The organism is Bradyrhizobium sp. USDA 376, from assembly GCF_054063675.1.
The window spans coordinates 5056170-5069793 of record NZ_JBSSGN010000001.1 but is presented as its reverse complement, the minus strand read 5'-3'; the positions used below and the strand labels follow the sequence as shown (position 1 = coordinate 5069793).

Below are 13624 nucleotides of genomic sequence, written 5' to 3'. Positions count from 1 at the left end.
AGAACGCTTTAGATCCAGTCCAGAGGGGAGTTCGACATGATCATGAACCGCAGAAGCCTGCTGACCACCGCGCTCACGCTCGGCGCCATGAAGGCGCTTCCCGGCCTGAGCTACGCCCAGGCCCGCCCGCTGGTGTTTGCGACCTTCACCGGAAGCTGGGAGGAAGCGCATAAGGCCGTGCTGGTGCCGGCGTTCCGAAAGGCCAATGCGGACGCCGCCATGGTGCTCGACCCCATGCTCTCGGTCGACCAGATCGCGAAGGTCAACGCCGCGAAAGCAAATCCGCCGATCGACGTCATGCTGCACGATCCCGGCCCCGCCCTCGTCGCCATAGGCCAGGACCTGGTCGAGCCCTATCCGGTCGAGAAGAGCGCGTACTACAAGGACCTGATCGCCGAGGCGCAGGAGCCGATGGGCCCTGCCCCGTTCTTCCAGGTCGTCGGCCTCACCTACAATCCGGAAGCCGTCAAGACGCCGCCGACCTCATGGGCCGACCTCTGGAAGCCGGAGTTCAAGGGCCGCGTCGGCATCACCAATCTCAACTCGACGCTCGGCACCGGCTGGCTGGTCGAGATCGCCAAGATGCGCGGCGGCTCCGAGGCCAATGTCGATCCCGGCTTCAAGGCGCTGGAGGAGCTCAAGCCCAATCTCGCCGCGGTCGCCGCCAATCCCGGCGCGCTCGCGACCCTGTTCCAGCAGGGCCAGATCGACATCTCGCCCGGCAATTTCAACGCCATCCAGATCCTGAAAGCGCGCGGCGTGCCGGTCGAGTTCGTGGCGCCGAAGGAAGGCGCCATCGCCTTCAAGACCACGATCCACATCGTCAAGAACTCGCCGAACCGCGAGCTCGCCTTCAAGCTGATCGAGGCGGCGCTGACGCCGGAGGTGCAGACCACGCTGATGAACCCGCCCTATCTGATCGTGCCGACAAATTCCAAGGTGACGATGGGCGGCGAGATCGCGCGCGTGCTGGCCAAGGACACGGCCGAGCTGAAGAAGAAGTTCGTGTTCCAAGATTGGAAGAAGATCAACGAGCAGCGCTCGGCCTGGATCGAGCGCTTCAACCGCGAGATCAAGATCTGAACCATGGGCGCAGCACCGGCATCACGGGACGTGACGTCCTACGGGATGGGATTGGCAGCGCCGCTGGCGCTGTTCTTCCTGCTCTTCTTCGTCGCGCCGCTGCTGCAATTGTTCTGGCTCTCGCTGCTCAACGACACCGCCGGGCTCCATTGGGGGCTCGGCCAGTACCTGCACTTCCTCACCGATCCCTTCAGCCTGGGCGTGCTCGGCTCGACGCTGCTGCTGGGCGCCGAGGTGACGGCGGTCTGCCTCGTGCTCGGCTTTCCCATCGCCTGGCTGTATCAGCGGGTCGGGCCCAAGCTCCAGACCATCATCATCCTGATCGTGCTGCTGCCGCTTCTGACCAGCGTCGTGGTGCGCACCTTTGCCTGGATCGTCATCCTCGGACGCCAGGGCATCATCAACGCCACGCTGCAATCCTTAGGGGTCATCGATACGCCGCTAAAGCTGCTCTACACCCAGTTCGGCGTGGTGATCGCGCTGGCGCAGGTGCAGATGCCGCTGATGACGCTGCCGCTGATCACCGCGCTCGGCCGCATCGATCCCAATCTCGACGATGCCTCCTGCTCGCTCGGCGCCGGAAGCTGGCGCACCTTCTTCCGGATCGTACTGCCGCTGTCGCTGCCCGGCGTCATCGCCGGCTGCACGCTGACCTATGCCGCCGCGATCACCGCCTTCATCACCCAGTCGCTGGTCGGCGGCGGGCAGATGCTGTTCATGCCGATGTATCTCTACCAGCAGGCCTCGACGCTGCAGAACTGGCCGTTTGCGGCCGCGATCTCGATCATTTTCCTGCTCGCCGTGCTCGCGGTCGTCTCGGTCTTCACCACGCTCGGCCGCATGTCGCGCGGCTATGGAGGCGCATGATGAGCGACCGCAAGCGCACTCTTGAGGCGATCAGCTTCGAGCTCGTCATGACGATCATCGCGGTGATCGCGCTTGTCATCATCATCGCGCCGTCGCTCGTGGTCCTGATCGTCTCCTTCACCAGCGGCTTCTCGCTGCGCTTCCCGCCGCCCGGCTATTCGCTGCGCTGGTACGCCGAGCTGTGGAATGCCTGGCAGCTGCATTTCGCGGCCAAGAACAGCCTGATCGTGGCGCTGTGGGCGACCGGCCTGTCTGTCACCCTCGGCGTCGCCGCGGCGCTCGCGATCTCCAGGTCGCGGACACTGTCGGCGCGGCTGCTCGATTCCCTCTTCATGTCGCCGCTCGTGCTGCCCGCACTCGCCTTCGGCCTCGCCGCCCTGATGCTGTTCTCGCTGGTCGGCCTGCCGGTGTCACCGCTGACGCTGGTGATCGGCCACACCGTGGTCTGCGTGCCCTATGTCGTGCGCAACACGGTCGCAGCGCTCGCCCAGCTCGAGCCGACCCTGCTCGAAAGCTCGGCCGTGCTCGGCGCGAGCCGCCTCTACACGTTCCGCCGCATCGTGCTGCCGCTGATCCGGCCCGGCATCATCGCCGGCGCCTTCATCGCCTTCATGTCGTCCTTTGACAACGTGCCGGTGTCGCTGTTTCTGCGCGATGCCGCGACCGACATGCTGCCGATCCGGATGTGGCAGGACCTCGAGGGCAAGCTGGATGTCACCATCGCCGCGTTGTCGGGCGTGCTGATCATCGCGACCGTCGCGATGGTCGCGGTCATGGAGCGCGTCACCGGCCTGTCGCGCCGGCTGACCAACTAAGGGCTGACAGGATGAGCCTCGCCTTTCTCCCCAGTGGAAGTGCGTTCACTGCCCCCTCGCGGGGCAGGGCTATCGCATATGAGTTGGTAAGGCCCGAGCAAGCGCCTCGTCCTTCGAGACGACCGCTCCGCGGTCTCCTCAGGATGAGGCTTAGCGGCAGTTTTGCCTGCCGAATTGCCGCCACGTACTCCGTCCTCATCCTGAGGGCCCGCCGGAGGCGGGCGTCTCGAAGGATGGCCGCAGGTAAGCTTCCCGCCACGTTTTCCTAGGCACCGCGGAACAGCGAATAACCCCAGCGCGTGAATTTCAGCGGCAGATGAAAATGCTCGTCAACGTTCTTGATGCGGAAGCGGAACGGCGTCACGGTCAGGAAACCATCGCGCTCGCCAAAGAACTCGCCGAGATGAAACAGCACCTCGTACTCGCCGGCGGTCACGCCTGCGCCTTGCGCAACGGAATGATCGAGCACGCCGTTGGCACCGAGCCGCCCGTCGGCGATGCGCAGCGAGTCCGGATCGATCCGCCAGATCTCGACGCGCAGGCCCTGCGCGGGCCGTCCGCTCGCCACATCGACCGCGTGAATGGAAATGCCGCCTGCCACTCTGTTCCTCCCATGAGCACGCCGCCATGGTAGACGGAAACACGGGCGGTCGGCCAGCACCGGCATTGCTGCCGGCCCTGGGGGCGATGACTGCGCTTCAGGCCCTCGTCGCGCTGGCCTTGTTCGCGCCCGGCGTGGTCGCGCCCCGCGCCCATATCGAGGTCTGGCAGCTCTCGATGTTCTCCTGCGCGGTGTTCGCGGTCGGCATTCCCGCCTCGTTCTGGGGCGGCGGCTTCATCGCGCGGGTTGGCTCGCTGCGGATCGCAAGTCTGTGCGCGGCGGCCATCGTCGTCGGCATGGCCCTGGCCTCGCTCGGATCGAGCGCCGCCCTGCTGGCCGCAGGCCTCTGCCTCGGCCTCGCGATGGGGCCCGAGACGCCGGCGAGCGCAGCGCTGCTGGCGCGGCTCGTCACCGCCGAGCGGCGCGCCTTCGTCTTCTCGGTGCGCCAGACCGGCAACCAGATCGGCGCGGTGTGCGGCTCGCTGGCCCTGCCCGCGATCGCGATCGTGTTCGGTCCGGCCTGGTGCTATGCGGTGGTGGGCCTCTGCGCGCTGCTCGCGATCGTGCTGTTCGAGTGGTTGCGACCGGCCTACGCCGGCAAGCTCGTCCCGCCGCCAAAGCTCGATCTCCGTGCGCGGCTGGCGCTGGTGACGGCGGACCGGCGCATCGCGATGCTGGCGCTGGCCTCGATGCCGTTCAGCGCGATGCAGGTGTCGCTCAACACCGTCTTCGTCACGCTCGGCACGCGCGAGCTCGGCCTTGGCCATATCGAGGCCGGCATGGCCCTCGCCTGCGCGCAAGCCGGCGGCCTCGTCGGCCGGCTCGGCTGGGGCTATGTTGCCATGCGCCTCGACGCCTCCCGCGCCGTGCTCATCGTCATTGGCCTTGGTATGGCGTTCTGTGCCGCGCTGCTGGGCCTTAATGGCGCATCGCTCGGCCGCAACGGGCAATTCATCGTTGCCGCATTGTTTGGCCTGACGGCGTCGGGCTGGAACGGCGTCTTCATCGCCGAGATCGCCCGCCTCGCCCCGCAGGACCGGATCGGCGAGACCACAGGCGCGGTGCTGACCGCATCCTATGCCGGGCTGCTGGCGGCGCCGGCCGTGGTGTCGATCCTGGACGGTGTGGCCGGCCTTGGCGCGGCCTTCTTCGCCTTGGCGTGCCTCGCCCTCTGCGGCACAGTGGCGCTGATCTGGGGAGGCTATGACAAAGCCAGCACGTAGTGTCCGCGAGATCGCGGCCGATGTCGCAGCTGGACGGACGAGCGCCGTCGAGACCGCAAAGGCCGCGCTGGCGCGGATCGAGGCAGCCAAGGCGTTGAATGCGGTCGTCACGACCGATCCCGCCCGCACGCTGGCTGACGCTTCGGCGGTCGACGATCGCCTGCGTGCCGGCGAGACCATGCCGCTCGCCGGCGTCCCCATCATCGTCAAGGACAACATCTGGGTCGGCGGCTGGCGCGTGACGCAGGGCTCGCGCCTGTTTTGCGATTTCATCGCGCCACGCGACGCGATTGCGGTCGAGCGCCTGCGCAACGCCGGAGCGGTCGTCGTCGGCATCGGCGCAACGTCGGAATTCGCCAGCAAGGGCGTCACGACTTCTCAGCTATTTGGGCCCACGCACCATCCGCTCGATCCCGCGCTGACACCAGGTGGATCATCGGGCGGACCGGCCGCGGCCGTCGCTGCCGGCCTCGTGCCGCTCGCGATCGGCACCGATGCGGGCGGCTCCAGCCGCAGGCCGCCGGCGCATGTCGGCGTCGCCGGCTTCAAGCCGTCCTACGGCGCGATCCCCTATGGGCCCGGCTTCGCCGAACCGTTCTTCGGCCTCTCCGTCATCGCGCCGATCGCCGCAGATGTCGCCGACATCGCGCTGGCCTTCGAGATCATGGCCGGCATCGATCCGCGCGATCCGGATTCGGCCGGCATCGCGCAAAAGGCCGAAGACATCGCCGGCCTCCGCATCGCCTTCTCGCCGCGCCTCGGGCTCGACGTCACCGTCGATGACGTCGTTGCCAACGGGCTCGTTTCTGCCGTCGCGCGCCTCTCCGCTGCAGGCCTCAGCATCACGCAGCGCGATCCCGTCTGGCCGGCCGGTGCGACGGAAGAGGCCATCATGCCACTCCAGCATGCCGGCCTCGCCGCGCTCTATGGCGACACCTTCCGCAAGGATCCGACCATCTTCGATCCTGACATCGCGAGGCAGATCGAACGAGGGCTGTCGTGGTCGGGCAGCGACGTTGCGGGCGCGCTGATCGCGAGCGCCGCGATCGCCACCGCCTTCGCGGCCTTCTTCAACGAGATCGACCTGCTGCTCACGCCAACCGTCCCCTGCGTCGCCTGGCCGTACACCCAGCTCGGACCCGATACGATCGGCGGCCGCGCGGCGAGCCCGCGCGCGCATGCCGTGTTCACGCCGTTCGTCAATCACGCCCGCCTGCCGGCGATCTCGCTTCCCTGCGGGGCCGACGCAAACGGGCTTCCCTTCGGCCTCCAGATCATCGCCCGCCGCGGACAGGACCGCACGCTGCTGCGCGCCGCCCGGCAGATCGAGGCGCAGTTGCGGGCGTAGTTTTGGGGCAGCGGGACCGTTTCGGAATAATCGCAATATACCCCTGTTTTGCCCGACGGGTCAAATCGCGGCGACGCCTCGGTAAGCCGTTGATTTCATTATCACCGGCTACTGTGCATGGGGTTGTTTTCGCACTTCTTGTTTGATCGGGCGTCCCTAGCTTGCAAAAGTCCGACGCAGCCGCCGCCAACCAATGACGATTCCGGTAATCGAGAACACCAGCCCGAGCACACAGAGGCCGACGATCAGCACATCGCGCCAACGCGGATGCGCCATGAGGATTGGGAAATCGAGCGTGTGGAGCGCGCTATAGACCCAGCGATAGGCCCGCCGCGAGGCATCCAGCCTTTGCAGCACACGGCCGTCGGCAGCGTCGATGTCGAACCAGACATCGCCGCAGCGGGAACGATAGACGGTCGCCCCGGGGACGATGGACTGTGCGGGATAATCGTCGTTATCGGCAAGAACGAGCGGCGCACCGCATCCTGTCGCAAGCCGCGCCATCAGTCTCTCGATCTCCTGCGCGCTGAGGCCCGGCGATCGCTCACCGTCCGGCCGCACCACAACCTGATTGTCGAGACCGATCCGCTCGCGTCGATAGAGCTTGCCGTCGAATGCAAACCATTCGACTTCGCGGGCCAAGGACGACATCGGCTTCCGATCGGGCGACGAGGCCGTCGCCCAGTCCGGCAAAGCATCGATCACGCCGGCTTCGACTGACGTCAACTGCCCGCGCGAAAACAGCCGGCCGTGGTCCATCGAGAGCCAGCCGCTGAAGATCCAGGTCAGCACGAAGACGGTCGCGACGAGACCGACGATGTGATGCAGCGCGTGCCAGCCGCGATAAGGCGACGAGAGTTGGCGTCCCTGCATCTTGACCCGCACGATCCCGAGCACCGCACCCAGCAGGGCTGCGATCAGGGCCAGCAGCGACAGCGTCCAGACCACGCCGTCCCATAGCGCCCAATTGCTCCTGAGGACCGTCGGATAGATCCAGTGCAAGACACTGCCGGCGAGATTCCAGCCACGCTCGTTTCGCGTCGTGTCCAGCACGACTTCGCCGGTGCGCGACGAGACGTAGACCTCCGTGCCGGCGGCATCGCCGAGGTCGACGCGAAACAAGGGCCGGTGGCGATCAAAGCCGTTCGGCACGCTCCATTGGTCGTAGTCAGCGTATGCAACGACAACCGCGCGCGCGGCGTCGAACCCGCGTTGACGCGCATGAGCCCGCGCGATGGCGAGTGCGACCTCGGGCGACCGCACTGAGGCATCCTGCCCGTCAGCGGCACGAACCGCGCGCAGGCGCGAGGGTCCCGACACGATGTAGACCGGCCCGTCGCTCCGCTGAAGCAACCGCAGGCGTGTAGCATCGGCGATCCCGCTCGCGGCCACCGCATCGGCAACGCTGATCCGCACCTCGCCACGATCCACCGGCGCGAGGCCGGCAACCCGCTCCGCTTCCGCCAGCGACGGAAACGGAACGAAGTGCATCACGATCCCCGTCGCGAACCACATCGCGAACAGCAGGCAGAACGCGATCCCGAGCCAGCGGTGCAGCAGGACGATCGCGCCCATCATGTGGTCAGCGCCCTACCATTTGAACGCCGCCGAGATCTCGTAGGTGCGCGGCGCGCCCAAGAGGATCTGGTCGGGATAGAACGGATCGCCCCAGATCGCGTAGCGCTTGTCGGTGAAGTTGCGCACCCGGAAGGTCAGGCGCGCCTGGTCGACGGCATTGAAGACGGTCTTCGGGATATCGACGAACGCATAGACGTCGCCGACCGTGTAGGCGTTCATCGTCACCGTGTTGGCGTCGGTGTTGTAGCGATCGCCGACGTGCCGGCCGACGATGCCGAGCTCCACCGGCCACGGCGTGAAGAACCGGTACGATGCACCGGCATTCGCGACGATGCGCGGCACGTTCGGCGGCGTGTTGCCCGAGAACGATCCGCCGGCGAAATTGTAGTCGGCATAGCGCGCATCGACATAGGCGATGTTGCCCCACAGCCGCAAAGGCTCGATCGGCCGCACCGCGGCGGCGAGCTCGACGCCCTTCGATTCCTCTCGCCCGGCGATGTTGAGCGCCTGCCCGCCGGCCGCAGCATAGACGTTCTTGCGCAGGATGTCGTAGGCCGAGAACGACCACTCCGCCCGGTTGTCCCAGAACAGATGCTTGACGCCCGTCTCGTAGATGCGCGACGTCGTCAGGTCGAGCGGCTGGGTCGGCAACAGCAGGAAGATGTTGTTGGCGGAAACGTCGGCGCCGGTCGCGTACTGGCTGAAGAAGGTCAGGCCGGGCATGGCCTCCCAGGTGTAGCCGATGCGTCCCGTCACCGGCGCCCAGTCCTTGGTGAACGGAAAGCCCGCGTTCACCAGGCCGTTGACGTCGGTCGAGTTGCGGTCGAGCCCGATATGCTCGACGCGCAGACCGCCGATCAGCGCGAAGGTCCGCGTCAGCTTCAGCCGATCCTCGAACGACAGCGCCTCGTTGTCGATACGCGCGGTCTGCTGCTTGGTCGTGAGCAGGCCGTAGAAACCGCGGTCAGGATTGACCAGCGACACGGAGTCGCCCGGAAAATTCGCTGCCCCCGGCCGGACGAAATCGAGGTAACTCGACGACAGCGTCGTGACCATCCGGTTGTCGAAGCCTGCAATGTTCGTATCCCAGATCAGGTCGGTGATGTTGCCGACCAGCCGCTGGCTATGCGCGACATAGAAGCGCTCGCGATCGACCAGGTTCGTACCGGAGTTGAATGCCTCGATCTCGTTGTTGAACCACGACCGCTCCGCGCCATAGCCATAGGCCTGGCTCTTCAGCGTCAGGTCAGGCGCCAGCTTCAGCTCGAAGCCGCCGCGCAGCCAGACCTCCTGCGCCACGTTGCGGTTGTCGAGAACGTTGTAATTGGTGTTGAAGGTGCGGTCGTCGATCGTGACGGCCCCGAGGTCGGTTCTGTTGAAGTAGGTGCCCGAGACAATCCCTGCCGTCGCATGTGATCCGCTGAAGGCGACCGGCACCAGCGGCGCGCCCCAATAGGCCTTTCCGCGATCCTCGCGATACTCGATCGCGCCCCAGACCTTGAGACTGTCGGAGACGCGGTAGTTCAGCTGGCCCGAGACATCGAGCGTCTTGGTATAGGTGTCGTCGACAAAACCGTTGAGCGAGGAGCGGCTGATGTCGAAGCGGTAGTCGAGGCCTTGAACGTTGGTGCTGCCGCCCGAGCCGTAATGCGCACGGAACGAGTTCAGGGAGTCGTACGAGAAGTCCGCTTCGTTGCGGATCGCTCCGGTGTGCGGCTGCTTGGTGACGAGGTTGATCGCGCCGCCGGCGGCGCCCTCGCCCGAGATAAGCGAGGCCGGGCCCTTCAAAAATTCCACGGCCTCCAGATTGGCCGTGTCCATGATCCGCGAGGTCATGTTCTGCGGGCCGATCTTGATGCCGTTGTAGAGCGTGTTGATCTGGCTGTTGGTGAAGCCGCGCATCGAGAAGCCCGCCGGCTCCCCCGGCGCGTCGCCGGAGGTGACGCCGACCGCGCCCTGGGCCACCTCGGACACGGTGCGATAGCCCTGCTCGCGCATGGTCTGGGCCGAGATGACTTCGACGGTCGCCGGTATCTCCCGCACGGTCAGGCCGAGCCGCGAGGCGCTTTCGGCCACCGCATTGGTGTTGAGCGGCGTCTGCGCCGCCGCAGCTGGCACGGCGGGCTTGGGCGCCACGGATGCGGGCACCGGCCTGCGCGCTGCCGCGCGGCGCGCTATCTGGGCCTCCCGGGCAGCCGGCTTGACCGGCTTGCGGGATTGCGGTGGCGAGACCTCCACGGGCGGGAGCGGCTCGCGGGCCTGCTGCGCCAGCGCGGCGGGCAGATCGAGAGCGGCAAGGGATGTGAACGCGGCGGAAGCGAGCAGAACGCTGCGCGGTCGTACAATACGGATAGAAGAAGACACGGTCTTGGACCTCGGTATGACGTCAGTGGCACGTCACAGCGAACGAGGTCTCACCCTGGGCTTGTCAGCCTTCCGATGAAGCCGAATGTCTGTACTCCCCGACCGACATCTTCGCGTGTGACCACGGCTGACGGCAGGTCTCCTGGCTCGCGGGTCACGACCGCTTCGTCGCCTTCCCGGGACCGAGGACCCAGTGGCTTCTGACGAAGGATTATCCGCTCACAGTTGCGGGGGCAGCCACGGCATTGGGGACAACGTCCCCGCACCGCATTCCCTTTTCATCCCCTCTCGGGGAAACCGTCGCGAGCATCTAGGATTACCAGCAAGACAGAGTCAATGTACCAGTTGCGGCGTTATTGCCACAGCGACCAACTTCCTTGGAGATTTGCATGGAAGGCGCGACCTTCCTCTGGCTGATCCGACATGCACCCGTCGACGGCGTCAAAGGGACGATCCATGCCGCCGATGCACCGGCGGACCTGACCGATCGCGCGCAGCTCGAAGCGCTGCGGCCGCGCTTGCCGCGGGATGCTGCGAGCTATGCGAGCCCTTCCCGGCGCACGGTAGAGACGGCGCGCGCGCTGGGGCTCGAACCGGAACTGGTGGACGAATTCGGCGAACAGGATTTCGGCGGCTGGACCGGCCGGCGACATGACGAACTGGCAGCGAGCGGCGGCGAGGCCTACGTACAATTCTGGAGCGATCCCGCACACCAGAGACCACCGGGCGGCGAGAGCTTTGAGGATCAGGTCGCGCGCGTCCGACTCGGACTGTCGCGGATCGGAGCCGGATCGGCAACGCTCGTCGTGCATTCAGGCACGATCCGCGCCGCGCTGTGCATCGCGCTCGATCTGACACCGGAAGCGGCGTTGCGCTTCGTGATCGATCCGCTGTCGCTGACCCGGATCGACCGGCTCGCGACCGGCTGGCGGGTGGTCTCCGTCAATCAGCGGATCAGCTAGGCCGATCCGGCACGTTGGCCTGCGCAAAAGTCGCCATGCCATTGTGGAGCGCGCAGGCCGACCGCACCAGCGGCAACGCGATGGCGGCGCCCGATCCTTCGCCGAGCCTGAGATCGAGGCTGATCAGCGGTTGCACGTTCAGCGCGCGAAGCACGAGGCGATGTCCCTGCTCCGCCGATTGATGCGAGGGCAGCAGGAACGGCTGGCACGACGGATTGAGCCGCACCGCCGCCAGCGCCGCGACCGACACGATGAAGCCGTCGATCAACACAGGGATGCGGCGCTGCGCAGCCGCAATGATGGCGCCCGCGATCGCCGCGATCTCGAGACCGCCGACGGCACACAGGATCTTTTCGGGCGGCGCGCCCGCAACGCCATGGCGCGCAATCGCGGCATCGATCACGCGCGCCTTGTGCGCGCGACCGGCGGCGTCGACACCGGTGCCGCTGCCTGCGATCTCCTCGGCACTGATGCCGAGCAGGCTCGCCGCAATCGCCGCGGAGGTCGTGGTGTTGCCAATGCCCATCTCGCCGAAGATCAGAAGGTCAGGCCGGCTAGCCTCGGCGCGCGCAACCGCGCGCTGGCCGGCTTCGAAGGCGAAGGCCAGCTCCGCAGGCGTGAGCGCAGCTTCGACGCTGAAATCGCGCGTGCCGTGACGCGGCTTGTCGGTGATGATATCAGGCATCGCCGCCGCCAGCGTGCCGGCGTCAACGACTTCCAGGTTTGAACCCAGCTCGCGCGCCAGCACCGAGATCGCGGCGCCGCCCGAGGCAAAATTCGCCATCATCGCGATGGTGACGGCCTGCGGATAGGCCGACACGCCCTGCGCGACGATGCCGTGATCACCGGCGAAGATGATGATGGGCACGCGCGCGGCACGCGGCTGTTCGCTCGCTTGCAGGCCGGCGAGCTCGATCGCGAGCTGCTCGAGCCGGCCGAGCGCGCCGGTCGGCTTTGTGAGCTGTGCCTGACGCGCGATCGCCGCATCGCGATGGACCGCGGAGATCTCGGGGCATTTCCGGGTGACCCAGTCGGGGAGCATGCTGCCTCGCTTACGGCCTGCGCTTGAGGATGTAGCTGTCCATGATCCAGCCGTGCCGCTCGCGCGCCTCCTGCCGCGCAGCGACGATGCGCGGGCCCGCGTCGGTGAGCGCGCCGGATATGACGATCTGATCGGGCATGCCGAGATAGGCGCCCCACCAGATATGCAGGCCGGCCGGATCGAGCGACTGGAATGCGGTGCCGCCGTCGAGCATCACGACCACCGTATCGACGCCCTGCGGCCAGCCGGCTTCGCGCAAGCGACGGCCTGTCGTGACCAGAAAGGGCTCGCCGATATCGTTGAGCGGCAGCGCATGCGCCGCGCACAGCGCCTGGATCGATGTGATGCCGGGCACGACCTCGATGTCAGGCAAGGGATCGAGCCGGCGCGCAATACGCAGCGAGGAGTCATAGAGCGAAGGATCGCCCCAGATCAGCAGCGCGACCTTGCCGTCACCGCCGAGATGGCCTGCAATGGTCTGCGACCACGCGGCGGCCACGGCATCGTGCCAATCATCCACACCCTTGCGGTAGTCCGCCTCGGCTGCATCACGCACAGGAAGGTCGAACTCAACGATGCGCGTCGCTTTGTTGGTGAGCACGTCTGTGCAGATCGTCCGCCTGAGATCCGCGAGATCGGACTTGGCGCTTCCCTTGCGCGGGATCAGGACGAGATCGGCCGCGTTGATGGCGCGGATCGCGGCGCGCGTGAGCTGCGCGGGATCACCGCAACCGATGCCTATCAGGGAGAGCGTGAGCATCGGGCGTACGGGGCGGCCATGACAGCCGCCCCTTGTCTCTTAAGCCGCGTTGTGCAGGCGCGGGGTGACGAGGCCGGGCGCGGTAACACCGCGCAACGACTTCGCCAGCGCCAGCACGGCGAGATCGGCCAGCGGCTCGATCACGATGACCAGCGCGTAGGAGGCCGCAAACGTCGCGATGTTGGCGAGGTTGCTCATGGCAAAGCCGGAGCCATAAAGCGCCCAGAACGCCACCCAGGCGATCACGCCGGCCTGATAGGTCGTCGAGAGCGCCAGCGCCTGGCGATAGCTGAGATCGACATAGGCGGTGTTGCGCGAAATGATCCGCGCCGCGATCGCCTGGATACCGAACAGCGGCACCAGCAGCGTCGTGACGTTCATGCCATATTGCGGGATGTCAGCGGGCTCGAAGAACGCGCCCTGGAGCAGGAGGCCAAATGCAAGGCCGAGGGCTGCAGGCGCCGCGCCGAACAGCAGGAACAAGGTCGAGCCGAGGATGAAGTGCACCTCGGACACGCCGACCGGGAAGTGCGGCAGGATCTCGAAGAAGGTGAAGACGAGCGCGGTGGTCGCGAGGGTGCGCACGGCGAGCGAGCCGATACCCTGCTCGCGCACGGTCTCGGCCGCGAGCTTCAAGGCAACGCCACCTGCGGCGATGCCGGTTGCGTAACTCAACACGAGCTTGGCGCCCATCACGACGCCGGGTTCGATATGCATGGCTCAGTTCCTTCCTGCCGTCACACCCGACGGCCTTGGCCTCAAAACATGCACGGCCGGTCTCCTGGCTCGCGGTTCACTGGGGTTCTCCGGCCTTCCCGGACCTTGCGGCCCAGTGGCTGATCGGAGCCCCTCACCGCTTACAGTCGCGGGGGCGGCTGGGGTTTTGGGCGCCGCAACTGGGTCCGCCCATCCCCATTCCCGATTATGCTCCGGCGCTTTGCGCCGCGTCGAGCACCATGCCCCTCTTGTGTGCCCCTTTCG

General features: G+C 66.6%; 12 protein-coding genes and 2 riboswitches. Of the genes, 6 read left to right on the top strand and 6 right to left on the bottom strand.

Annotated elements, in window-relative coordinates; all coding sequences use genetic code 11:
• Nucleotides 1-36: 36 nt before the first annotated feature.
• From ACVJ19_RS23645 to ACVJ19_RS23635, 3 genes are read left to right on the top strand one after another with little or no spacing between them, the layout of a single operon-like run.
• Nucleotides 37-1083 carry an ABC transporter substrate-binding protein gene (locus ACVJ19_RS23645; protein WP_453951454.1) on the top strand — a complete coding sequence of 349 codons (1047 nt, stop codon included), beginning with the start codon at nt 37-39 and terminating at the stop codon, nt 1081-1083.
• 3 nt (nt 1084-1086) lie between these two features.
• Entirely contained in the window at nt 1087-1950 is an 864-nt protein-coding gene (locus tag ACVJ19_RS23640) for an ABC transporter permease (protein WP_453951453.1), read from the top strand.
• Nucleotides 1950-2765 carry an ABC transporter permease gene (locus ACVJ19_RS23635; RefSeq protein WP_453951451.1) on the top strand — a complete coding sequence of 272 codons (816 nt, stop codon included), beginning with the start codon at nt 1950-1952 and terminating at the stop codon, nt 2763-2765. Before ACVJ19_RS23640 ends, ACVJ19_RS23635 begins: the two co-directional genes overlap by 1 nt.
• A 265-nt stretch (nt 2766-3030) precedes the next feature.
• Here ACVJ19_RS23635 and ACVJ19_RS23630 read toward each other — a convergent pair whose 3' ends face one another.
• Entirely contained in the window at nt 3031-3366 is a 336-nt protein-coding gene (locus ACVJ19_RS23630) for a hydroxyisourate hydrolase (RefSeq protein ID WP_026312749.1), read from the bottom strand.
• A gap of 26 nt (nt 3367-3392) precedes the next feature.
• Between ACVJ19_RS23630 and ACVJ19_RS23625 the strand changes: the two genes are divergently transcribed.
• Nucleotides 3393-4589 carry an MFS transporter gene (locus ACVJ19_RS23625; protein WP_453951449.1) on the top strand — a complete coding sequence of 399 codons (1197 nt, stop codon included), beginning with the start codon at nt 3393-3395 and terminating at the stop codon, nt 4587-4589.
• Nucleotides 4570-5937, top strand: coding sequence for an amidase (locus tag ACVJ19_RS23620; RefSeq protein ID WP_453951448.1), 1368 nt, complete (start codon nt 4570-4572; stop codon nt 5935-5937). Before ACVJ19_RS23625 ends, ACVJ19_RS23620 begins: the two co-directional genes overlap by 20 nt.
• A 156-nt stretch (nt 5938-6093) precedes the next feature.
• Here ACVJ19_RS23620 and ACVJ19_RS23615 read toward each other — a convergent pair whose 3' ends face one another.
• Nucleotides 6094-7515, bottom strand: coding sequence for a PepSY domain-containing protein (locus ACVJ19_RS23615; RefSeq protein ID WP_453951446.1), 1422 nt, complete (start codon nt 7513-7515; stop codon nt 6094-6096).
• A 12-nt stretch (nt 7516-7527) separates the two neighbouring features.
• Nucleotides 7528-9879, bottom strand: a complete 2352-nt coding sequence (locus ACVJ19_RS23610) for a TonB-dependent receptor (protein WP_453951444.1) — start codon at nt 9877-9879, stop codon at nt 7528-7530.
• 115 nt (nt 9880-9994) lie between these two features.
• A riboswitch (cobalamin riboswitch) is annotated at nt 9995-10196 on the bottom strand.
• A gap of 72 nt (nt 10197-10268) precedes the next feature.
• Between ACVJ19_RS23610 and ACVJ19_RS23605 the strand changes: the two genes are divergently transcribed.
• Nucleotides 10269-10841 carry a histidine phosphatase family protein gene (locus tag ACVJ19_RS23605; protein WP_453951442.1) on the top strand — a complete coding sequence of 191 codons (573 nt, stop codon included), beginning with the start codon at nt 10269-10271 and terminating at the stop codon, nt 10839-10841.
• On the opposite strand, the gene cobT is transcribed toward ACVJ19_RS23605, so the two are convergent.
• The 3 genes from cobT to ACVJ19_RS23590 are packed head-to-tail and all read right to left on the bottom strand — an operon-like array spanning nt 10834 to nt 13360.
• Entirely contained in the window at nt 10834-11883 is a 1050-nt protein-coding gene (cobT, locus tag ACVJ19_RS23600; protein WP_453951440.1) for a nicotinate-nucleotide--dimethylbenzimidazole phosphoribosyltransferase, read from the bottom strand. The genes ACVJ19_RS23605 and cobT overlap by 8 nt on opposite strands.
• A 10-nt stretch (nt 11884-11893) precedes the next feature.
• Nucleotides 11894-12643: a precorrin-6A synthase (deacetylating) gene (gene cobF / locus ACVJ19_RS23595; protein WP_453951439.1), complete on the bottom strand. Its 750-nt coding sequence runs from the start codon at nt 12641-12643 to the stop codon at nt 11894-11896.
• Between the two features lie 39 nt (nt 12644-12682).
• Complete coding sequence (locus ACVJ19_RS23590) at nt 12683-13360, bottom strand: energy-coupling factor ABC transporter permease (RefSeq protein WP_453951438.1); 678 nt, start codon at nt 13358-13360, stop codon at nt 12683-12685.
• Between the two features lie 37 nt (nt 13361-13397).
• Nucleotides 13398-13617, bottom strand: a riboswitch (cobalamin riboswitch).
• Nucleotides 13618-13624 lie beyond the last annotated feature (7 nt).

What these genes read in the sequence shown, in the direction of transcription:
- ACVJ19_RS23590 (WP_453951438.1), bottom strand. Translation starts at nt 13,360, where the DNA reads ATGCATATCGAACCCGGCGTCGTGATGGGCGCCAAGCTCGTGTTGAGT.
- ACVJ19_RS23605 (WP_453951442.1), top strand. Translation starts at nt 10,269, where the DNA reads ATGGAAGGCGCGACCTTCCTCTGGCTGATCCGACATGCACCCGTCGAC.
- ACVJ19_RS23640 (WP_453951453.1), top strand. Translation starts at nt 1,087, where the DNA reads ATGGGCGCAGCACCGGCATCACGGGACGTGACGTCCTACGGGATGGGA.
- cobT (WP_453951440.1), bottom strand. Translation starts at nt 11,883, where the DNA reads ATGCTCCCCGACTGGGTCACCCGGAAATGCCCCGAGATCTCCGCGGTC.
- cobF (WP_453951439.1), bottom strand. Translation starts at nt 12,643, where the DNA reads ATGCTCACGCTCTCCCTGATAGGCATCGGTTGCGGTGATCCCGCGCAG.
- ACVJ19_RS23645 (WP_453951454.1), top strand. Translation starts at nt 37, where the DNA reads ATGATCATGAACCGCAGAAGCCTGCTGACCACCGCGCTCACGCTCGGC.
- ACVJ19_RS23635 (WP_453951451.1), top strand. Translation starts at nt 1,950, where the DNA reads ATGAGCGACCGCAAGCGCACTCTTGAGGCGATCAGCTTCGAGCTCGTC.
- ACVJ19_RS23620 (WP_453951448.1), top strand. Translation starts at nt 4,570, where the DNA reads ATGACAAAGCCAGCACGTAGTGTCCGCGAGATCGCGGCCGATGTCGCA.
- ACVJ19_RS23625 (WP_453951449.1), top strand. Translation starts at nt 3,393, where the DNA reads ATGGTAGACGGAAACACGGGCGGTCGGCCAGCACCGGCATTGCTGCCG.
- ACVJ19_RS23615 (WP_453951446.1), bottom strand. Translation starts at nt 7,515, where the DNA reads ATGATGGGCGCGATCGTCCTGCTGCACCGCTGGCTCGGGATCGCGTTC.